Raw genomic sequence first — 20,384 nt, 5'->3', positions numbered from 1 at the left:
GCCCTCCCGCTCCCAGACTCCGAGGGGCGGTCCGGCACCGCACAGGTGCGGGACCGCCCCTCGCGTCTTCCCTCGTACGCCCGCCACGGCGCGCGGGCGGCACCGGCCCGCGGCACAATGCGAACGTGAACGCCGACAGCTGCGTGGCCCCGCCCGCGACAGCCGCGACCGCACCGCTCGGACGGCGGCTCGCCGTTCCGGGCGCGCTGTTCGCGGTCGTCGCCGCGGCCTTCGCGTACGTCGGCGCCGTCGACCCGAACGAGCCCGGCCACTACCCGGTCTGCCCGCTCTACCGGCTCACCGGCCTGTACTGCCCAGGCTGCGGCGGACTGCGCAGCGCGCACGCCCTCGTCCACGGCGACCTGCTCACCGCACTGCGGGACAACGCGCTGGGCGTGGCCTGCTACCTGGGCTTCGCGGTGCTGTGGAGCGTCTGGACGGTCCGTACGGCGCGCGGCCGGCCGCTGCGGCCGGACCTCGGCCGGCCGCTGCGGCCGGACCTCGGCCGGGCCCACCTGTGGGGCGTCGGCGCGTTGCTGCTGGTGTTCACGGCTGTCCGGAACCTGCCGTCGGGCGACTGGTTGCATCCTTGATCACCGGGGGAGGGTCCAGGGTGGCGGAGGGATCCGCGTCCACTGGATGCGAAGGCACCGGCCCGCTGCGGATACCATCGCATTGACCACGGTTTTTCAGAGCCTTGAAGAACGCGAAGAACCGGGGACCTGAAGAACCTGAAGGAACCACCGTCTGGAAGGGGGCCGCTCGCGTGAGTGTGCTCGACGAGATCATCGACGGAGTCCGTGCCGACCTCGCGGAGCGGCAGGCGCGCGTCAGCCTCGACGAGCTCAAGGAGCGCGCGGCCAAGGCACCCGCCGCCAAGGACGGGGTGGCCGCGCTCAAGGGCGACGGCGTCAAGGTGATCTGCGAGGTCAAGCGCTCCAGCCCCTCCAAGGGCGCGCTGGCCGCGATCGCCGACCCGGCCGGGCTGGCTGCGGACTACGAGGCGGGCGGTGCCGCCGTCATCTCCGTCCTCACCGAACAGCGCCGCTTCGGCGGCTCGCTCGCCGACCTGGAGGCCGTCCGCGCGCGCGTGGACATCCCCGTCCTGCGCAAGGACTTCATCGTCACCTCGTACCAGCTGTGGGAGGCCCGTGCCTACGGCGCCGACCTCGCGCTGCTGATCGTGGCCGCGCTGGAGCAGCCCGCCCTGGAGTCCCTGATCGAGCGCGCGGTCTCCATCGGCCTGACCCCGCTCGTCGAGGTGCACGACGAGGACGAGGTCGAGCGCGCGGTGGACGCGGGCGCCAAGGTGATCGGCGTCAACGCGCGCAACCTGAAGACGCTGGAGGTCGACCGCGGCACGTTCGAGCGGGTCGCCCCGGAGATCCCGAACCACATCGTCAAGGTCGCCGAGTCCGGTGTCCGCGGTCCGCACGACCTGATCGCCTACGCCAACGCCGGCGCCGACGCGGTCCTGGTCGGCGAGTCCCTCGTCACCGGCCGCGACCCGAAGACCGCCGTCGCCGACCTGGTCGCCGCGGGCGAGCACCCCGCGCTGCGGCACGGCCGGAGCTGATCACCCGCTAGGCTGACACCGATGACTCCCACCATGACGACCGTGGACCGGTACGCCCGCCTCGCGCGCGGCTGCCGCCCCCGGGGCTGCCGAGCCCCGGCGAGGCGGGTCCATGGCCGCCGCGTGCGGTATGTCATCGGGGATGAGCCTGGGCAGGTAAACGGACGTCGATGGCAGCGCGCCCCAAAGGGGCGCGGGGCTGTGCCCGACTATGCGACTCCGTCGCGTGGGCGCGACCAGCCACACACGGCCTGAGGTCGTACGACAGCTCCGCCCCCACGGCGCACAGTGTCTTTTCACGCACTCACCGTGAGGTTCGGCATGCCCAGCAACTTCTTCTTCCCTGACCCGGAGGGTCAAGTCCCCACCGCCGAAGGCTACTTCGGCGTGTTCGGCGGCAAGTTCATCCCGGAGGCCCTCGTCGCCGCCGTCGACGAGGTCGCCGTCGAGTACGACAAGGCCAAGCACGACCCCGAGTTCGCCCGCGAGCTCGACGACCTGATGGTCAACTACACCGGCCGCCCCAGCTCCCTGACCGAGGTGCCGAGGTTCGCCGGACACGCCGGCGGCGCCCGGGTGTTCCTCAAGCGCGAGGATCTCAACCACACCGGCTCGCACAAGATCAACAACGTGCTCGGCCAGGCCCTGCTCACCAAGCGCATGGGCAAGACCCGGGTCATCGCCGAGACCGGCGCGGGCCAGCACGGCGTCGCGACCGCCACCGCCTGCGCCCTGTTCGGCCTCGACTGCACCATCTACATGGGCGAGATCGACACCAGGCGCCAGGCTCTGAACGTGGCCCGCATGCGCATGCTCGGCGCCGAGGTCGTCGCGGTGAAGTCCGGCAGCCGCACCCTGAAGGACGCCATCAACGAGGCGTTCCGCGACTGGGTCGCCAACGTCGACCGCACCCACTACCTCTTCGGCACCGTCGCCGGCCCGCACCCCTTCCCGGCCATGGTCCGCGACTTCCACCGGGTCATCGGGGTCGAGGCCCGCCGCCAGATCCTGGAGCGCGCCGGTCGCCTGCCGGACGCGGCGATCGCCTGCGTCGGCGGCGGCTCCAACGCCATCGGCCTCTTCCACGCCTTCATCCCCGACACGGACGTCCGCCTCATCGGCTGCGAGCCGGCGGGGCACGGCATCGAGACCGGCGAGCACGCGGCCACCCTCACCGCCGGCGAGCCCGGCATCCTGCACGGCTCCCGGTCCTACGTGCTCCAGGACGAGGAGGGCCAGATCACCGAGCCGTACTCGATCTCGGCCGGTCTGGACTACCCGGGCATCGGCCCCGAGCACTCCTACCTGAAGGACTCCGGCCGCGGCGAGTACCGCGCGGTCACCGACGACGCGGCCATGCAGGCCCTGCGCCTGCTGTCGCGCACCGAGGGCATCATCCCGGCCATCGAGAGCGCGCACGCCCTCGCCGGCGCCCTGGAGGTCGGCAGGGAGCTGGGCAAGGACGGCCTGATCGTCGTCAACCTCTCCGGCCGCGGCGACAAGGACATGGACACCGCCGCGCGCTACTTCGGCCTGTACGACACCGACGCCGCCGTCGCCGCCAATGCGACCGACACCGCCGAGATCGAGGGGGACGCCAAGTGAGCGGGAACATCCAGCTGCTGTCCGACACCCTCGCCGGCGCCAAGGCCGAGGGCCGCTCCGCGCTCATCGCCTACCTCCCGGCCGGGTTCCCGACCGTGGACGGCGGCATCGAGGCGATCAAGGCCGTCTTCGACGGCGGAGCGGACGTCGTGGAGGTCGGCCTGCCGCACAGCGACCCCGTCCTCGACGGCCCCGTCATCCAGACCGCCGACGACATCGCCCTGCGCGGCGGCGTCAAGATCGCGGACGTCATGCGGACGGTGAAGGAGGCACACGGGGCCACCGGCAAGCCCGTCCTCGTCATGACGTACTGGAACCCCATCGACCGCTACGGCGTCGAGCGCTTCACCGCCGAGCTGGCCGAGGCGGGCGGCGCGGGCTGCATCCTGCCCGACCTGCCCGTCCAGGAGTCGGCGCTGTGGCGCGAGCACGCCGACAAGCACGGCCTCGCCACCGTGTTCGTCGTCGCCCCCAGCAGCAAGGACGAGCGGCTCGCGCAGATCACCGCCGCGGGCAGCGGCTTCGTCTACGCCGCCTCGCTCATGGGCGTCACCGGCACCCGTGAGTCGGTCGGCGCGCAGGCCCAGAACCTGGTCCAGCGCACCCGGGCCACCGGCACCGGCCTGCCCGTCTGCGTCGGGCTCGGCGTCTCCAACCGGGGCCAGGCCGCCGAGGTCGCCGGCTTCGCCGACGGTGTCATCGTCGGCTCGGCGTTCGTGAAGCGGATGCTCGACGCCCCCGACCACGCGGCGGGCATCGAGGGGGTCCGCGAGCTGGCCGGAGAGCTCGCGAAGGGCGTGCGCGGACAGGCGTAACCGTAAGTAATCATCCTTACTCACCTACAACGGAACATTCGGTCACTCGAACGGGTGGACCTGGGGCCGGGGAGGCGCGCTGCGCCTCCCCGGTTCGTTCTGGGGGTGTGAGCGAGAAGAACCGTGACGGAAAGCGCACCGCCCGGGAGCGGCTGGCGGTCGAGCGCGAGAAGCAGAAGTCCGCTGACAGGCGGCGGCGCACGCTGATCGTGGGCGCGAGCGTGGTCTGTGTCCTCGGCCTCGCGGCGGTGATCGGCGTGATCGCCGCGAACGCGGGCAAGAGCAAGAGCAGTGCGAAGGCGGGCCCGGTCGTGGCGCCCTCGGGCGCGCAGGGCAAGGACAGCCTCGCGATCCCGGTCGGCAAGGACGGCGCCAGGTCGACGCTCACCGTGTGGGAGGACATGCGCTGCCCGGCCTGCCAGGCCTTCGAGACGGCGTACCGCCCGACGCTCCACGAACTGGTCGACTCCGGCAAGCTCAGAATCGAGTACCACCTGGTCCGGCTGATCGACGGCAACCTCGGCGGCACCGGCTCCCTGCGCGGCGCCAACGCCGTGGCCTGCGCCCAGGACGCCGGAGAGTTCCGCGACTACCACGACGTGCTGTACACGAACCAGCCGAAGGAGACCGACGACGCGTTCAGCAGCAACGACAAGCTGATCGAGCTGGCCGGCAAGGTCCACGGTCTCGTCACCCCGGCCTTCCGCACGTGCGTGAACGACGGCACCCATGACAGCTGGGTGGACAAGTCCCAGAAGGCCTTCCAGTCCGGCGGCTTCAGCGGCACGCCCACGGTCCTGCTCGGCGGGAAGAACATCTACGAGAACCAGAGCATGACCCCCGCCAAGCTGAAGCAGATGGTCGAGGCGGCCGGCCACTGACAGGCGTTTTCCGTACGCCCCCGTTATGGACCCGTAGCCGGGCGGCTTGCCGTCCCCACGGCCCGGCACGGTAGCGTCGGACCTGCCATGGAACTTGCCTACATTCCCAGCCCGTCGCGCGGGGTGCTGTACCTCGGCCCCATCCCGCTGCGCGGCTACGCCTTCTGCATCATCATCGGCGTCTTCGTCGCCGTCTGGCTCGGCAACAAACGCTGGGTCGCCCGCGGCGGACGGACCGGGACGGTCGCCGACATCGCTGTCTGGGCCGTCCCGTTCGGCCTGGTCGGCGGACGGCTGTACCACGTGATCACGGACTACGAGCTGTACTTCAGCCCGGGCCGTGACTGGGTGGACGCCTTCAAGGTGTGGCAGGGCGGTCTGGGCATCTGGGGTGCGATCGCGCTCGGCGCGCTCGGTGCGTGGATCGGTGCGCGGCGCCGGGGCATCCCGATGCCCGCGTACGCCGACGCCGTCGCGCCCGGCATCGCCTTCGCACAGGCCATCGGCCGCTGGGGCAACTGGTTCAACCAGGAACTGTACGGCCGTGAGACGCATGTTCCCTGGGCGCTGCACATCACCTCGTCCGAGGGCGGCCGGGTGCCGGGCTACTACCACCCGACCTTCCTCTACGAGTCCCTGTGGTGCATCGGCGTGGGCTTCCTGGTGATCTGGGCCGACCGCCGCTTCACGCTGGGTCACGGCCGGGCCTTCGCCCTGTACGTCGCCGCGTACTGCGTGGGCCGCGGCTGGATCGAGTACATGCGTGTGGACGACGCCCACCACATCCTGGGCCTCCGCCTCAACGACTGGACCGCGATGATCGTGTTCCTGCTGGCGGTGGTGTACATGGTGGTGTCCGCGAAGCTGCGGCCGGGCCGGGAGGCCGTGGTGGAACCGGGCGCCTCGGACGCCGTGGCCGACGGTACGCAAGAGGCTGTTGCCACCGGTGCCGAGACCGAGGACACCGAGAAGGCCGAGCCCGATCCCGTGGAGACTGCCGTAGCGGCGAAGGACGAGTCCGGAGCCGAGTCGGGGACGCCGACGTCGAAGACCTGACGGCCGGCTGCACCGCACGAGGGCGCCCTGACCGGGGCGCCCTTTGCGTGTGCGGTCAGTTCCGGCGGGCCGGCGCCGGCGTGCGCCGGGCCACGGCCACCATCGCCGTGCCGACGAAGCGCCCGTCCGGCAGGACCTGGGCGCCCGCTTCCGTCGCCGCCGCCTCGATCTCCTCCGGTATGGGCAGCCAGGCCCGTTCGGTCACCGGCAGCCGACGGGGGTGGATCGCGGCGCGGACCAGCCAGCCGAGGGCGCGGCCGTGGGCGCAGGAGGCGGCGAGGCCGGCCAGGTCACGGGTGTCGGGGTGGGCCGACCGGGGCGGCGGGGCGAGACGTGCCGCGCGGGCGGCGACGATCACCCGGGAGCGATGCCGAGGGTCGTCTCCGGGAGGGCGTACGGCGGCACCGGGGCGACCGCGACGACCCGCCGGATCCCGTCCGGGCCGGTCACCTTCGGCAGCCGCAGCCCGCTCGGACCGGGCAGCGGGCCCACGGCGTCCGACCGGCCGCCGGGAGCGGCCGCGCCGGGCGCCGGGGCCGACAGGACTGCCAGGGCCGCCAGGTCCTTGTCCGCCCATGGGCTGTCCAGGGCGTTGACGCGGACGTGCGCCGGGACCGGCGGGGGTCGGTGAGCAGGTCGGCGATGGCGGCGCGGGCGTACTCCCTGCGGTCCGGGGCGACCGCGTCCTCCAGGCCGATCACCACCACGTCGGCGCCCGCGGTCGCGAGGCCCGAAGGGCGGCACGGTCGGCGGCGCGTCCGGCTCGCCGGTGAGCGCGGCGAAGCCGCTCAGCGCCTCGGCGAGGGTGCCGAAGCCGGGCCGGTGCGCGCAGGGGCCGAACCGGCCGGAGGCGGTGACTCGGGCGAGGACCAGCCGGGGGTTGGCGGCGATCAGCTCCGCCCAGCCCAGACCCCACTTCTCCAGGGTCCCCGGGCGGAAGTTCCCGACCACCACGTCGGCGCGGGTGGCGAGCCGGAGCAGGGCGGCGCGGCCGCCGGGCGTGGACAGGCCGAGGGCGATGGCGCGCTTGTTGCGGCCGAGCACCTTCCACCACCTCGGCGCCGACGTCGCCGAGCAGGGTGGCGGCGGGCGGACCGGCGAAGAGGGGCGCGAGATCCAGCACCCGCAGACCGGCGAGGGGCGGTGCCGACGCCGGTGCCGTCGGGGATGTCGTCGGGGGCGTCGTCGGGGGCGTCGTCGTCCTCACGCGTGGTACTGGTCCTCGATCTCCGGACGGTACGGCATCGACGCGGACGCACCGGCCCGCTGGACGGAGATCGCCGCCGCGGCGGCCGCCCAGGACAGGGCCTCCCGCACCGGTTTCTCCTCGGCGAGGGCCACCGCGAGCGCGCCGACGAAGGTGTCCCCGGCGCCCGTGGAGTCGACGGCGGTCACCTGCGGCGCGGCGACGACGAGCGGTTCGGTGCCCCGGGACCGGTACAGACAGCCGGTCGCGCCCAGGGTGACGACGACCTCCGGCACCAGCTCCAGCAGCGCGGCGGCGGCCTCGCGCGGGTCGGTGCGGCCGGTGAGGGTGACCGCCTCGTACTCGTTGGGCACCAACAGGTCGGTCGCGGCGAGGAGTTCGGGCGGCAGCGGCTGGGCGGGGGACGGGGTGAGCACCGTACGGACCCCGTGCCGGTGGGCGGCCTGCACGCCCGCGACCACCGCGGCCAGCGGGATCTCCAACTGGAGCAGCAGCGCGTCGGCGGAGGCGATCAGCCCCTCGTCGCCGGGGGAGAGGTGGTCGACGGTGCCGTTCGCGCCGGGGATGACGACGATCGAGTTGCCGCCCTCGTCGTCCACCACGATGTGCGCGGTGCCGGACGGGCCCTCCACCGTGCGCAGGAAGTCGGTGTCCACGCCGGAGTGTTCGAGGGTGTCGCGCATCCGCAGCCCGAAGGCGTCGTTGCCGACCGCGCCGACCATCGAGACGGTGGCGCCGGCGCGGGCCGCGGCGATCGCCTGGTTGGCGCCCTTGCCGCCGGGGATCGTGCGGAACTCCCGTCCGGTCACGGTCTCGCCGCGCTGCGGGGCCTTCGCGACGTAGGTGACGAGGTCCATGTTCGTACTGCCGAGGACGACGATGTGGGTCATGAGCGGGTCGTCTCCAGAAGGGTGAGGTGGGCGAGGGTGTCGAAGCCGGTGCCGTCGAAGTCGGCGACGGTGCTGGCGAGCCGGTTCTTCAGCGGAGTCCGCCAGTGCTCGGGAAGCGCCGCCGGGTCGCCGGCGAGGAGACCGGCGACGCTGCCGGCCGTGGCGCCGTTGGAGTCGGTGTCCCAGCCCCCGGACACCGCACGGCGGATCGAGCCGGTGAAGTCGCCGTCGGCCGCCGCGTACGCGCCGAAGGCGAGGGCGACCGCCTCGGGCGCCAGGTCGGTCCAGGGGTGGCCGCCGATGACCACCGCGCGGCGGACCGCCCGTTCGCCGCGGTGGGCCACCGCCACCACACGCCGCAGCGAGCGGGCCGTCCAGGAGTCCTCGGGGATCACCGCCAGGGCCGCGGCGATCACCACCGGGAGCGGGGCGCCGGTCATCGCCGCCGCCACGCCCGCCGCCACCGCCTGGCCGCCGTAGATGCCCTCGCCCTCGTGGCTCACCGAACCGTCGATCGCCACGAGACGGGCGGCCCCGGCGGGGCGGCCCGCCGCGAAGACGCCGAACGGCGCAGCCCGCATCGCCAGGCCGTCGCTCCAGGCGTGGCGGTGCTGGGCGGAGATGGGAGCCGCGAGGCCCCGGCGCAGGTTCTCCAGCGTGCCGCGCTCGCTGAAGCCGGCGCCGCGGAAGGGGCCCTCGGCCCGGTCGGCGATCCACTCGTGCCAGGCCGCCTCCACATGGGCCGGGGTGAGTGCCGAGCCGTGCCGGGCGAGCAGCAGTCCCGAGAAGATCGCGTACTCCGTGTCGTCCGTCCCACAGGGCTGCTCGGTGACGTAGTCCGTGATGCGGCCCCAGCGGGCGCGGATCTCGGACGGTCTGAGGTTCTCCGCGGGCGTGCCCAGCGCGTCGCCCACGGCGAGGCCGAGCAGCGCGCCCCGCGCCCGTTCGCGCGGCCCGGCGGTGTCCCCGTCCCCGGCAGCCGGGACCGGGGGAGTGCAGGCGATCGATGCCATAGCGGGCTCCTTCGGCGAGAGCACGAACACGCTTTGCGGATGTGTCCCACCGGTCGCCGTCGGATGAGCCTCCGCGTGGCTCCCGTCACCCGCTCGGCATCTGAGCAAGATCTCGCACCGATGAGCAAAGTCGGGTAAAGCTGCAGGTTAGCCCAGCCTTCCCTTGCTGGCGAGGATGAAATGATCGGCGTACCTTCAGTGTTGTCGAAGAATAGAACTCGTCCAAAGTTAGCTTTGGCTAAGCTATCCCGGGGGTCCCATGGCCATCATCGAAACCGAGGCCGCGCTGCATGAGGCGCACCGCGACAACCACACGCACCGCGACGTCAACGGCGGCTGGCTGCGCCCCGCCGTCTTCGGTGCCATGGACGGCCTGGTCTCCAACCTCGCCCTGCTGACGGGCGTGGCCGGCGGCTCCGTCGGCCACCAGACGATCGTCATCACCGGGCTGGCGGGGCTCGCCGCCGGCGCCTTCTCGATGGCCGCCGGCGAGTACACCTCCGTCGCCTCCCAGCGTGAGCTGGTCGAGGCCGAGCTCGATGTCGAGCGCCGCGAGCTGCGCAAGCACCCGCAGGACGAGGAGGACGAGCTCGCCGCACTCTACGTCTCCCGGGGCGTCGAGCCCCAGCTGGCCCGTGAGGTCGCCCGGCAGCTGTCCAGGGACCCCGAGCAGGCGCTGGAGATCCACGCCCGCGAGGAGCTGGGGATCGACCCCGGCGACCTGCCGTCGCCGCTGGTCGCGGCCGTCTCGTCGTTCGGGTCCTTCGCGCTCGGCGCCCTGCTGCCCGTGCTCCCGTTCCTGCTCGGCGCGACCGCGCTGTGGCCCGCCCTGCTGCTGGCCCTCGTCGGGCTGTTCGGCTGTGGTGCCGTCGTAGCCAGGGTGACCGCGCGCAGCTGGTGGTACAGCGGCCTTCGGCAGCTCGCGCTCGGCGGTGCGGCGGCCGGTGTGACATACGCCCTGGGCAGCCTGTTCGGAACGGCCGTAGGATAGTGGCGTCGGTACTTATGCGATGGGCCGCATAAGTAGCCGTTACTCGCTGGTTTCGAATGCTTAACCACCGGGCATGAGCCGTAAGCGCCGCGGGCAACGACGCCTGTCGCACCCCCATGGGGCGAGTGAAGACGCTCTCCCCGCCCCCCGTGGGCCGCCGGACGCCGATCCGATCGATCTTTGTCCGCGACGGTCCCCTCGCCATGTCGCCGCCCTGCGCGGTACCGCCGTCACCCCGCGGCACCCTCGCCGTCTCGTGCGGCACCGCTGCCATGTACCCCGTGGCGTCCGCATGTTGGAACGCGGTATCCGGTTCCCGAGAATCGCTCCATCATGTAACCTGCACGAAATTTTGATCTCGCATAGAGATCCTTCGCAGAGGGCCAACGTCGTCCCTCGGCACCTGCCACATGCCACATGACGACGACGGGAGAGCCGATGCGTACGCCGCGCCAGCCGTCCCAGCACTCCGCGAATGGCCAGAACTGGTCGTTCATGGATGCTCGCCCTGCTGCACAGGGTATGTACGACCCCCGCAACGAACACGACGCGTGCGGCGTCGGTTTCGTCGCCACCCTCACCGGCGAGGCGTCCCACACGCTGGTCGAACAGGCCCTCACCGTCCTGCGCAACCTGGAGCACCGTGGTGCCACCGGCTCCGAGCCCGACTCGGGGGACGGCGCCGGCATCCTCTCCCAGGTGCCCGACGCCTTCTTTCGTGAGGTGGCCGGATTCGACCTCCCCTCGGCCGGCTCGTACGCGGTAGGCATCGCCTTCCTCCCCGAGGAGGGGACCGAGGACGCCGTCTCACAGATCGAGACGATCGCCGACGAGGAGGGCCTCACCGTCCTCGGCTGGCGCGCGGTCCCGGTCGCGCCCGAACTGCTCGGCGCCACCGCCCGCTCCACCATGCCGGTCTTCCGGCAGATCTTCGTCACCGACGGCGCCAGCGAGGGCATCGCGCTGGACCGCAAGGCCTTCGTGCTGCGCAAGCGCGCCGAGCGCGAGGCCGGTGTCTACTTCCCGTCGCTCTCCGCGCGCACGATCGTCTACAAGGGCATGCTGACCACCGGCCAGCTGGAGCCCTTCTTCCCGGACCTGTCCGACCGCCGCTTCGGCTCCGCGGTCGCGCTCGTCCACTCCCGCTTCTCCACGAACACCTTCCCGTCGTGGCCGCTCGCGCACCCGTACCGCTTCGTCGCGCACAACGGTGAGATCAACACCGTCAAGGGCAACCGCAACTGGATGCGCGCCCGCGAGTCCCAGCTGGTCTCCGACCTGTTCGGCAGCGGCGACCTGGACCGCATCTTCCCGGTCTGTACGCCCGACGCCTCCGACTCCGCCTCCTTCGACGAGGTCCTGGAGCTGCTGCACCTCGGCGGCCGCTCCCTCCCGCACTCCGTGCTGATGATGATCCCGGAGGCGTGGGAGAACCACGTCTCCATGGACCCGGCCCGGCGCGCCTTCTACGGCTTCCACGCCACGATGATGGAGCCCTGGGACGGCCCCGCCTGCGTCACCTTCACGGACGGCACCCAGGTCGGCGCCGTGCTCGACCGCAACGGTCTGCGCCCCGGCCGCTACTGGGTCACCGACGACGGCCTCGTCGTCCTCGGCTCCGAGGTCGGCGTCCTCGACATCGACCCCGCCAAGGTCGTCCGCAAGGGCCGCCTCCAGCCGGGCCGCATGTTCCTCGTCGACACCGCCGAGCACCGCATCATCGAGGACGACGAGATCAAGGCGACCCTCGCCGCCGAGCAGCCGTACGCCGAGTGGGTCGAGGCCGGCGAGATCGAGCTGGGCGACCTGCCCGAGCGCGAGCACATCGTCCACACCCACGCCTCGGTCACCCGCCGCCAGCAGACCTTCGGTTACACCGAGGAGGAGCTGCGCGTCATCCTCGCCCCGATGGCCCGCACCGGCGCCGAGCCGATCGGCTCGATGGGCACGGACAGCCCGATCGCCGCTCTCTCCGAGCGCCCGCGGCTGCTCTTCGACTACTTCACCCAGCTGTTCGCGCAGGTCACCAACCCGCCGCTGGACGCCATCCGCGAGGAGCTGGTCACCTCGCTGCGCTCCTCGCTGGGCCCGCAGGGCAACCTGCTCGACCCGACCGCCGCCTCCTGCCGGTCCGTCACGCTGCCCTTCCCGGTGATCGACAACGACGAGCTGGCCAAGCTCATCCACATCAACGCCGACGGCGACATGCCCGGCTTCAAGGCCGCGACCCTCTCCGGCCTGTACCGGGTCTCCGGCGGCGGTGACTCCCTCGCCGCGCGCATCGCCGAGATCTGCGCCGAGGCCGACGCCGCCATCGACAACGGCGCCCGCCTGATCGTCCTGTCCGACCGGCACTCCGACGCCGAGCACGCACCGATCCCGTCGCTGCTGCTCACCGCGGCCGTCCACCACCACCTCATCCGCACCAAGCAGCGCACCCACGTGGGCCTGCTGGTCGAGGCCGGTGACGTCCGCGAGGTCCACCACGTCGCCCTGCTGATCGGCTTCGGCGCCGCCGCCGTCAACCCGTACCTGGCGATGGAGTCGGTCGAGGACCTGCTGCGCGCCGGCACCTTCCTCAACGGCGTCGAGCCGGAGAAGGCCATCAGGAACCTGATCTACGCCCTCGGCAAGGGCGTCCTGAAGGTCATGTCGAAGATGGGCATCTCCACCGTCGCCTCCTACCGCGGCGCCCAGGTCTTCGAGGCCGTCGGCCTGGACGCCGCCTTCGTCGAGAAGTACTTCAACGGCACCGCCACCAAGATCGGCGGCGTCGGCATCGACGTCATCGCCCAGGAGGTCGCCTCCCGCCACGCCAAGGCCTACCCCGCCTCCGGCATCGCTCCCGCGCACCGCGCGCTGGAGATCGGCGGCGAGTACCAGTGGCGCCGCGAGGGCGAGCCGCACCTGTTCGACCCGGAGACGGTCTTCCGCCTCCAGCACGCCACGCGCACCGGCCGCTTCGACATCTTCAAGAAGTACACGGACCGCGTGAACGAGCAGTCCGAGCGCCTGATGACGCTGCGCGGCCTGTTCGGCTTCACGTCCGACCGCGCCCCGATCTCCATCGACGAGGTCGAGCCGGTCAGCGAGATCGTCAAGCGGTTCTCCACGGGCGCCATGTCGTACGGCTCCATCTCCAAGGAGGCGCACGAGACCCTCGCCATCGCCATGAACCAGCTGGGCGGCAAGTCCAACACCGGTGAGGGCGGCGAGGACCCGGAGCGCCTGTACGACCCGGCGCGCCGCTCGGCGATCAAGCAGGTCGCCTCCGGCCGCTTCGGCGTCACCTCCGAGTACCTGGTCAACGCGGACGACATCCAGATCAAGATGGCCCAGGGCGCCAAGCCCGGCGAGGGCGGCCAGCTGCCCGGCCACAAGGTCTACCCGTGGGTCGCGAAGACGCGGCACTCGACGCCGGGCGTCGGCCTGATCTCCCCGCCGCCGCACCACGACATCTACTCCATCGAGGACCTGGCCCAGCTGATCCACGACCTGAAGAACGCGAACCCGCAGGCGCGGATTCACGTGAAGCTGGTCTCCGAGGTCGGCGTCGGCACGGTCGCGGCCGGTGTCTCCAAGGCGCACGCGGACGTCGTCCTCATCTCCGGCCACGACGGCGGCACGGGCGCATCGCCGCTCACCTCGCTGAAGCACGCGGGCGGCCCCTGGGAGCTCGGCCTCGCCGAGACCCAGCAGACCCTGCTGCTCAACGGCCTGCGCGACCGGATCGTGGTCCAGACGGACGGCCAGCTGAAGACCGGCCGCGACGTGGTCATCGCCGCGCTGCTCGGCGCCGAGGAGTTCGGTTTCGCGACCGCGCCGCTCGTCGTCTCCGGCTGCGTCATGATGCGCGTCTGCCACCTGGACACCTGCCCGGTCGGCATCGCCACCCAGAACCCGGTGCTGCGCGACCGCTTCGCCGGCAAGGCCGAGTACGTGGTGAACTTCTTCCAGTTCATCGCCGAGGAGGTCCGCGAGCTGCTGGCCGAGCTGGGCTTCCGCTCCATCGAGGAGGCCGTCGGCCACGCCGAGGTCCTCGACGTCCAGCGCGCCGTCGACCACTGGAAGGCGCAGGGCCTGGACCTGGAGCCGCTGTTCCACGTGCCGTCGCTGCCCGAGGGCGCCGTCCGCCACCAGCTGATCGCCCAGGACCACGGCCTGGAGAAGGCGCTCGACAACGAGCTGATCAAGCTCGCCGCCGACGCGCTGAGCGCGGGCTCGGCCGAGGACGCCCAGCCGGTGCGCGCCCAGGTCGCCATCCGCAACATCAACCGCACGGTCGGCACCATGCTCGGCCACGAGGTGACGAAGAAGTTCGGCGGTGCGGGCCTGCCCGAGGACACCATCGACATCACCTTCACCGGCTCGGCCGGCCAGTCCTTCGGCGCGTTCCTGCCGCGCGGTGTCACGCTGCGCCTGGAGGGCGACGCCAACGACTACGTGGGCAAGGGCCTGTCCGGCGGCCGGATCGTCGTCCGCCCGGACCGCGCGGCCGACCACCTCGCGGAGTACTCGACCATCGCGGGCAACACCATCGGCTACGGCGCCACCGCCGGCGAGCTGTACCTGCGCGGCCGTACCGGCGAGCGGTTCTGCGTCCGCAACTCCGGCGCGCTGGTCGTCTCCGAGGGCGTCGGCGACCACGGCTGCGAGTACATGACCGGCGGCCACGCGGTCGTCCTCGGCCCGACCGGCCGCAACTTCGCGGCGGGCATGTCCGGTGGCATCGCGTACGTCATCGACCTCGACCGCGACAACGTCAACGTCGGCAACGTCGAGGCCGTCGAGGCGCTGGACGACACCGACAAGCGGTGGCTGCACGACGTCGTGCGCCGCCACGCCGAGGAGACCGGCTCGACGGTCGCGGACAAGCTGCTCGCCGACTGGGACGCGGCCGCGGCCCGGTTCAGCAAGATCATCCCCAGCACGTACAAGGCAGTGCTCGCCGCCAAGGACGCCGCCGAGCGAGCGGGTCTCACCGAGACCGAGATCACCGAGAAGATGATGGAGGCGGCGATCAATGGCTGACCCGAAGGGCTTCCTGAACCACGGCCGCGAGGTCGCCCGGACCCGTCCCGTCGGTGAGCGCGTCAAGGACTGGAACGAGGTCTACGTCCCCGGCTCCCTGCTGCCGATCATCAGCAAGCAGGCCAGCCGCTGCATGGACTGCGGCATCCCGTTCTGCCACAACGGCTGTCCGCTGGGGAACCTGATCCCCGAGTGGAACGACTACGCCTACCGCGAGGACTGGGGCGCCGCCTCCGAGCGCCTGCACGCGACGAACAACTTCCCGGAGTTCACCGGTCGCCTCTGCCCGGCCCCCTGCGAGTCGGCGTGTGTGCTCGGCATCAACCAGCAGCCGGTCACCATCAAGAACGTCGAGGTCTCGATCATCGACAAGGCGTGGGAGACCGGGGACGTCGCCCCGCAGATCCCCGAGCGCCTGTCCGGCAAGACCGTCGCGGTCATCGGCTCCGGCCCCTCGGGTCTCGCCGCCGCCCAGCAGCTGACCCGGGCCGGCCACACGGTCGCCGTCTACGAGCGCGCGGACCGCGTCGGCGGCCTCCTGCGGTACGGCATCCCCGAGTTCAAGATGGAGAAGCGGCACATCAACCGCCGTATCGAGCAGATGCGCGCGGAGGGCACCCGCTTCCGTACCGGCGTCGAGATCGGCCGCGACATCAACGCGCGCGACCTGAAGAAGCGGTACGACGCGATCGTGATCGCCGCCGGTGCCACCATGGCCCGCGACCTCCCGGTCCCCGGCCGCGAACTCAACGGCATCCACCAGGCCATGGAGTACCTGCCGCTGGCCAACAAGGTCCAGGAGGGCGACTACGTGTCGCCCCCGATCTCGGCCGAGGGCAAGCACGTCGTCGTGATCGGCGGCGGTGACACCGGCGCGGACTGCGTGGGCACCGCCCACCGCCAGGGCGCGGCCTCCGTCACCCAGCTGGAGATCATGCCCCGCCCGAACGACGAGCGGCACCCGACCGGTCAGCCCTGGCCGACCTTCCCGATCCTCTACAAGGTCACCTCGGCCCACGAGGAGGGCGGCGAGCGGATCTACTCCGCCTCCACCACCCACTTCGAGGGCGACGAGGACGGCAACGTGCAGTGGCTGCACCTCGCCGAGGTCGAGTTCGTCGACGGCAAGCTGACCCAGAAGCCGGGCACCGAGCGCAGGATCCCGGCCCAGCTGGTCACCCTCGCCATGGGCTTCACCGGCACCGACCGGGAGAACGGCCTGGTCGAGCAGTTTGGTCTGGACCTCGATGAGCGGGGTAACATCGCCCGCGACGCCGACTTCCAGACCAACGTGCCGGGTGTGTTCGTCGCCGGTGACGCCGGCCGCGGGCAGTCCCTCATCGTGTGGGCGATCGCGGAGGGCCGCTCGGCCGCCCGCGGTGTCGACCGCCACCTGACCGGTGCCAGCGACCTGCCGGCCCCGATCCGCCCGACGGACCGCGCCCTGGCGGTCTGACCCCGGACCCCACGGGTCCCCTGCAGACGTCCCGTACAACGGCGTACGGAACACTGACGACGCCTGCCCGACTGTCCCCGACCGGACGCTGGGCAGGCGTCGTCGCATGTCCGCACGGCCGAGGGGAAAGCATGACCGCGATCAGCCTGCGCACGGTGGAGGAGACGGCTCCGGCGCTGGTCAGCCTGTACAAGACCGCCGGCGTGTCCCTGCGCGCGCACGGCCTGGACGGGCAGCGGGCCGCCGTCTACCTCGTGCTGGACCACTCCGGCTCCATGCGGCCGTACTACCGGGACGGCAGCGTGCAGGCGCTCGCCGACCGGGTGCTGGGGCTGTCCGCGCACCTGGACGACGACGGGCGGGTGCCGGTGGTGTTCTTCTCCACGGACGCCGACGCGGTCACCGACATCGTCCTCGACCGCCACGAGGGCGCCGTCCAGCGGATCGTGGCCGGGCTCGGGCACATGGGGAAGACCAGCTACCACCTGGCGATGGACGCCGTCATCGACCACTACCTGGACAGTGGCGCCACCGACCCCGCCCTGGTCGTCTTCCAGACCGACGGCGGCCCGACCAGCCGGCCCGCCGCCGAGCGGTATCTGTGCAAAGCGGCGAGGCTCCCGCTGTTCTGGCAGTTCGTCGGCTTCGGCGATCCGGGCAGCCGGCAGTTCGACTTCCTGCGGAAACTGGACGAGCTGGCCGTCCCCGGCAAGCGGATCGTGGACAACGCCGGCTTCTTCCATGCCGGGGAGGACCCGCGGCGGCTGTCCGACGCCGAGCTGTACGACCGGCTCGTCGGCGAGTTCCCGCAGTGGCTGGCCGCCGCCCGAGCCGCCGGGATCGTCCGGCCGCCCGCCGCCTGAACCGGCCGCCGATCAGGGCGAGTCCGAGGGCGCCGACGTCCTGAGCGCGTCCTCCAGAAACACCTCCCGGCACTCCTCGGGCGTGCCCCACGCGGTGCGCAGCGCGCGGGCCTTGGTCAGCCACAGGGACAGGTCGTACTCCGCGGTGTAGCCGATCGCGCCGTGCAGTTGCAGCGCCGTACGGGCCGTCGTGTACGCCGCCTCGCAGGCCGTGAGCTTGGCGGCGGCCACGTCCGCCGGGCGCAGCGACACCGCCGCGCCGAACAGCAGCGGGCGCGCGAACTCCAGCGCCGTCGCGGCGTCGGCGAGGCGGTGCTTGACCGCCTGGAACGAGCCGACGGGGGCGCCGAACTGGCTGCGCCGGCACACGTACGCGACCGTGCGGTCGAGCAGCGCGAACCCCACCCCGAGGGCCTGGGCGGCGACGGCCAGCCGGGCCCAGGTGAGCGCGAGGCCGAACGGCGGGCCGGGATCGAGGAGTTCGCCGTCCGGCGCGAGCGGGGTCAGGCGGCGGGCCGGGTCGAGGGAACGGCGCACCGGGCCGGCGGAGGCCAGGCGCAGCCCGCCGGGGATGCGGGCGAGGCGGACCGCGGCCGCGTCGCCGTCGAGGGCATGTCCGTTCGGCACCACTGCCGTCGTCGCGAGGTCCGTACCCGCCAGAAGGCCGGGCAGGAACCGCTTCGCGAGCGGGGGGTCGGCAAGGAGCACGGCCGCCGCGACCGTCTCCACCAGCGGGCCGGGTACCGCATGCCGCCCCAGCTCCACGAAGGCGAGGGCCAGTTCCACCGGATGCCGACCCAGCCCGCCGTGTTCCTCCGGCACCGCCAGGCCGAACACCCCCGCCCGGGCGACACGGCGCCACAGCGCGCGCCCGCTCGCATGGTCGCCGCGGCTCCACTCGCGGATCACCGCCGGGGTGTCCGCGGCCGTCAGCATCGCGTGCAGCGAGTCGGTGAAGGCGCGCTGCTCGGCATCGGGCAGGAAGCGCATCAGCGGCGTCCCTTCGGCAGGCCGAGCAGCCGCTCGGCGACGATGTCCCGCTGGATCTCGTTGGTGCCGGCGTAGATGGGCCCGGCGAGCGCGAACACATACCCCTCGGACCAGTCGGAGCCGGCCGTCTCGCCCTCGCCGTCCAGCAGATCGAGCGCCGTCTCGTGCAGCGCGAGGTCCAGCTCGGACCAGAACACCTTGTTCATGCTGGACTCGGGGCCGAGCCGCTCGCCCTCCAGGAAGCGGGAGGCGGCCGCGTAGGTGAACAACTGGTAGGCGCGGGCGCCGATCAGGGCGTCGGCCACGCGCGTGCGTGCGTGCTCGGGGCAGCCGCGCTCCCGCCACAGCTCGGCCAGCCGGGCGGCCGCGGCGAGGAAGCGGCCGGGGGAGCGCAGGGTGAGTCCGCGTTCGTTGCCCGCCGTGGACATCGCGATCCGCCAGCCCCGGCCCGGCTCGCCGATCACGTCCTCGTCCGGGACGAACACGTCGTCCAGGAACAGCTCCGCGAAGGCCGGTCTGCCGTCCAGGCGGCCGATGGGGCGGACGGTGACACCGGGCGCGCGCAGGTCGAACATCAGGTACGTGAGCCCCTGGTGGGGTTTCGGGGCGTCGGGGTGACTGCGGAACAGCCCGAAGGCCCGGTCCGCGAAGGCCGCCCGCGAGGACCAGGTCTTCTGCCCGTTGAGCAGCCAGCCGCCGTCCGTCCGCACCGCCCGGGAGGTGAGCGAGGCCAGGTCGGACCCCGCCTCCGGTTCGGACCAGGCCTGTGCCCAGACGACCTCGCCGGTGGCCATCGGGGGCAGCACGCGCGCGCGTTGCTCCTGCGTGCCGTGGTCGAAGAGCGTGGGCGCGAGCAGGCTGACGCCGTTCTGCCCGACCCGGCCCGGCGCGCCCGCCGCCCAGTACTCCTCCTCGAAGACCAGCCAGCGCAGCAGACCGGCGTCCCGGCCGCCGTACCGCTGCGGCCAGGACACCACCGACCAGCGGTCCGCGGCCAGTTCGGCCTCCCAGGCGCGGTGTGCCGCGAAGCCCTCCGCCGTCTCCAGGGACGGCAGCGGCGTGCGCGGCACATGCGCCCGGAGCCAGGCGCGGGCCTCGGCGCGGAACTCCTCGTCGGCTTCGGAATGGGTCAGGTCCACGGCGGCTGCCCCTTTCTCCAGTGGCTTCCCTAACAAGTGTTTGGTAGGTTAGCGTGACCCTATGACAGGCGTCGAGAGCCCGGCCTACGTCGTCGGGCACGGACTGCTCCGGGGCCGCACCGCCGTCATCACCGCGGCGGCCGGCGCCGGCATCGGCGGGGCGACCGCGCACCGCTTCCTGGAAGAGGGCGCACGCGTGCTGATCAGCGACGCGCACACGCGCCGGCTGAAGGAGCACGAGAGCGAGCTGAGCCGCAAGTTCCCGGGCCGGGTGGCGGCGGTGCCGTGCGACGTCACCGACGAGGCGCAGGTGCGGACCCTGTTCGAGACGGCCGCGCAGGCGCACGGCGGCCTCGACATCGTCGTCAACAACGCGGGCCTGGGCGGCACTTCGGACCTCGTCGACATGACCGACGAGCAGTGGTCCCGGGTGCTGGACGTGACCCTGAACGGCACCTTCCGCTGCACGCGCGCCGCCCTGCGGTCCATGCGCGAGACCGGCGGCGGGGTGATCGTCAACAACGCCTCCGTCGTCGGCTGGCGCGCCCAGGCCGGACAGGCGCACTATGCCGCCGCCAAGGCCGGGGTGATGGCGCTGACCCGCTGCGCGGCGATCGAGGCCGCCGCCTACGGCGTCCGGGTCAACGCGGTCGCCCCCAGCCTCGCCATGCACCCGCACCTGGTGAAGGTCACCTCCGCCGACCTGCTGGAAGAGCTCACCGGGCGGGAGGCCTTCGGACGCTGGGCGCAGCCCTGGGAGGTGGCCAACGTGATCGTGTTCCTGGCGTCCGGCTACTCCTCGTACCTGACCGGCGAGGTCGTCTCCGTCAGCAGCCAGCATGCCTAGGCCCACCGGGCCCGGTACCGGGAA

At 72.3% G+C, this 20,384-nt stretch carries 16 protein-coding genes and 2 pseudogenes; 12 read left to right on the top strand and 6 right to left on the bottom strand.

Annotation, left to right across the window (positions count from 1 at the left end):
* The first annotated feature begins 125 nt into the window (after positions 1–125).
* From BIV23_RS22795 to lgt, 7 genes are all read left to right on the top strand, one after another.
* Positions 126–593, top strand: a complete 468-nt coding sequence (locus tag BIV23_RS22795) for a DUF2752 domain-containing protein (protein WP_071382777.1) — start codon at positions 126–128, stop codon at positions 591–593.
* Between the two features lie 173 nt (positions 594–766).
* A complete protein-coding gene (trpC, locus tag BIV23_RS22790; protein ID WP_071382776.1) occupies positions 767–1,576 on the top strand; it encodes an indole-3-glycerol phosphate synthase TrpC in 810 nt (269 codons plus the stop codon).
* Positions 1,577–1,597: 21 nt separating this feature from the next.
* Entirely contained in the window at positions 1,598–1,831 is a 234-nt protein-coding gene (gene trpM, locus BIV23_RS53975; protein ID WP_079173302.1) for a tryptophan biosynthesis modulator TrpM, read from the top strand.
* Positions 1,832–1,897: 66 nt separating this feature from the next.
* Positions 1,898–3,181, top strand: a complete 1,284-nt coding sequence (gene trpB / locus BIV23_RS22785) for a tryptophan synthase subunit beta (protein WP_071382775.1) — start codon at positions 1,898–1,900, stop codon at positions 3,179–3,181.
* Positions 3,178–3,996, top strand: coding sequence for a tryptophan synthase subunit alpha (gene trpA / locus BIV23_RS22780; protein WP_071382774.1), 819 nt, complete (start codon positions 3,178–3,180; stop codon positions 3,994–3,996). The genes trpB and trpA overlap by 4 nt, the downstream gene beginning before the upstream one ends.
* A 107-nt stretch (positions 3,997–4,103) precedes the next feature.
* Entirely contained in the window at positions 4,104–4,877 is a 774-nt protein-coding gene (locus BIV23_RS22775) for a DsbA family protein (protein ID WP_071382773.1), read from the top strand.
* A gap of 87 nt (positions 4,878–4,964) precedes the next feature.
* Complete coding sequence (gene lgt, locus BIV23_RS22770) at positions 4,965–5,933, top strand: prolipoprotein diacylglyceryl transferase (RefSeq protein ID WP_071382772.1); 969 nt, start codon at positions 4,965–4,967, stop codon at positions 5,931–5,933.
* Between the two features lie 55 nt (positions 5,934–5,988).
* On the opposite strand, the pseudogene BIV23_RS22765 reads toward lgt, so the two are convergent.
* From BIV23_RS22765 to BIV23_RS22755, 4 genes and pseudogenes are all read right to left on the bottom strand, one after another.
* A pseudogene (locus BIV23_RS22765) lies at positions 5,989–6,640 on the bottom strand (aldolase/citrate lyase family protein).
* A gap of 82 nt (positions 6,641–6,722) precedes the next feature.
* Positions 6,723–7,049 (bottom strand): annotated as a pseudogene (locus BIV23_RS52020) (CoA transferase); the annotation flags it as partial.
* 87 nt (positions 7,050–7,136) lie between these two features.
* The gene (gene rbsK / locus BIV23_RS22760; protein ID WP_071375461.1) at positions 7,137–8,030 is read right to left on the bottom strand and encodes a ribokinase; all 894 of its coding nucleotides are present in this window, start codon (positions 8,028–8,030) and stop codon (positions 7,137–7,139) included.
* Complete coding sequence (locus BIV23_RS22755; RefSeq protein ID WP_079173301.1) at positions 8,027–9,043, bottom strand: ADP-ribosylglycohydrolase family protein; 1,017 nt, start codon at positions 9,041–9,043, stop codon at positions 8,027–8,029. Before BIV23_RS22755 ends, rbsK begins: the two co-directional genes overlap by 4 nt.
* 259 nt (positions 9,044–9,302) lie before the next feature.
* Here BIV23_RS22755 and BIV23_RS22750 point away from each other — a divergent pair, with 259 nt between their 5' ends.
* From BIV23_RS22750 to BIV23_RS22735, 4 genes are all read left to right on the top strand, one after another.
* Positions 9,303–10,034, top strand: a complete 732-nt coding sequence (locus BIV23_RS22750; RefSeq protein ID WP_071382771.1) for a VIT1/CCC1 transporter family protein — start codon at positions 9,303–9,305, stop codon at positions 10,032–10,034.
* Between the two features lie 438 nt (positions 10,035–10,472).
* A complete protein-coding gene (gltB, locus tag BIV23_RS22745; protein ID WP_177240004.1) occupies positions 10,473–15,065 on the top strand; it encodes a glutamate synthase large subunit in 4,593 nt (1,530 codons plus the stop codon).
* Positions 15,058–16,521 carry a glutamate synthase subunit beta gene (locus tag BIV23_RS22740; RefSeq protein ID WP_071382769.1) on the top strand — a complete coding sequence of 488 codons (1,464 nt, stop codon included), beginning with the start codon at positions 15,058–15,060 and terminating at the stop codon, positions 16,519–16,521. Before gltB ends, BIV23_RS22740 begins: the two co-directional genes overlap by 8 nt.
* A gap of 131 nt (positions 16,522–16,652) precedes the next feature.
* Positions 16,653–17,384, top strand: coding sequence for a vWA domain-containing protein (locus BIV23_RS22735; protein ID WP_071382768.1), 732 nt, complete (start codon positions 16,653–16,655; stop codon positions 17,382–17,384).
* A gap of 12 nt (positions 17,385–17,396) precedes the next feature.
* Here the strand turns inward: BIV23_RS22735 and BIV23_RS22730 are convergent, their stop codons facing one another.
* Together BIV23_RS22730 and BIV23_RS22725 are read right to left on the bottom strand one after the other, a co-directional pair.
* On the bottom strand, positions 17,397–18,374 hold the full coding sequence (locus BIV23_RS22730) for an acyl-CoA dehydrogenase family protein (RefSeq protein ID WP_071382767.1): 978 nt from the start codon (positions 18,372–18,374) through the stop codon (positions 17,397–17,399).
* Positions 18,374–19,513, bottom strand: coding sequence for an acyl-CoA dehydrogenase family protein (locus tag BIV23_RS22725; RefSeq protein WP_071382766.1), 1,140 nt, complete (start codon positions 19,511–19,513; stop codon positions 18,374–18,376). The genes BIV23_RS22730 and BIV23_RS22725 overlap by 1 nt, the downstream gene beginning before the upstream one ends.
* A 61-nt stretch (positions 19,514–19,574) precedes the next feature.
* Between BIV23_RS22725 and BIV23_RS22720 the strand changes: the two genes are divergently transcribed.
* A complete protein-coding gene (locus BIV23_RS22720) occupies positions 19,575–20,360 on the top strand; it encodes an SDR family oxidoreductase (RefSeq protein WP_071382765.1) in 786 nt (261 codons plus the stop codon).
* Positions 20,361–20,384: the final 24 nt, after the last annotated feature.

The sequence above is a fragment of the Streptomyces monashensis genome, from assembly GCF_001866665.1.
Classification (GTDB): domain Bacteria; phylum Actinomycetota; class Actinomycetes; order Streptomycetales; family Streptomycetaceae; genus Streptomyces; species Streptomyces monashensis.
The sequence above is the reverse complement of the archived record's forward strand: the minus strand, read 5'-3'. Positions and strand labels throughout refer to the sequence as shown.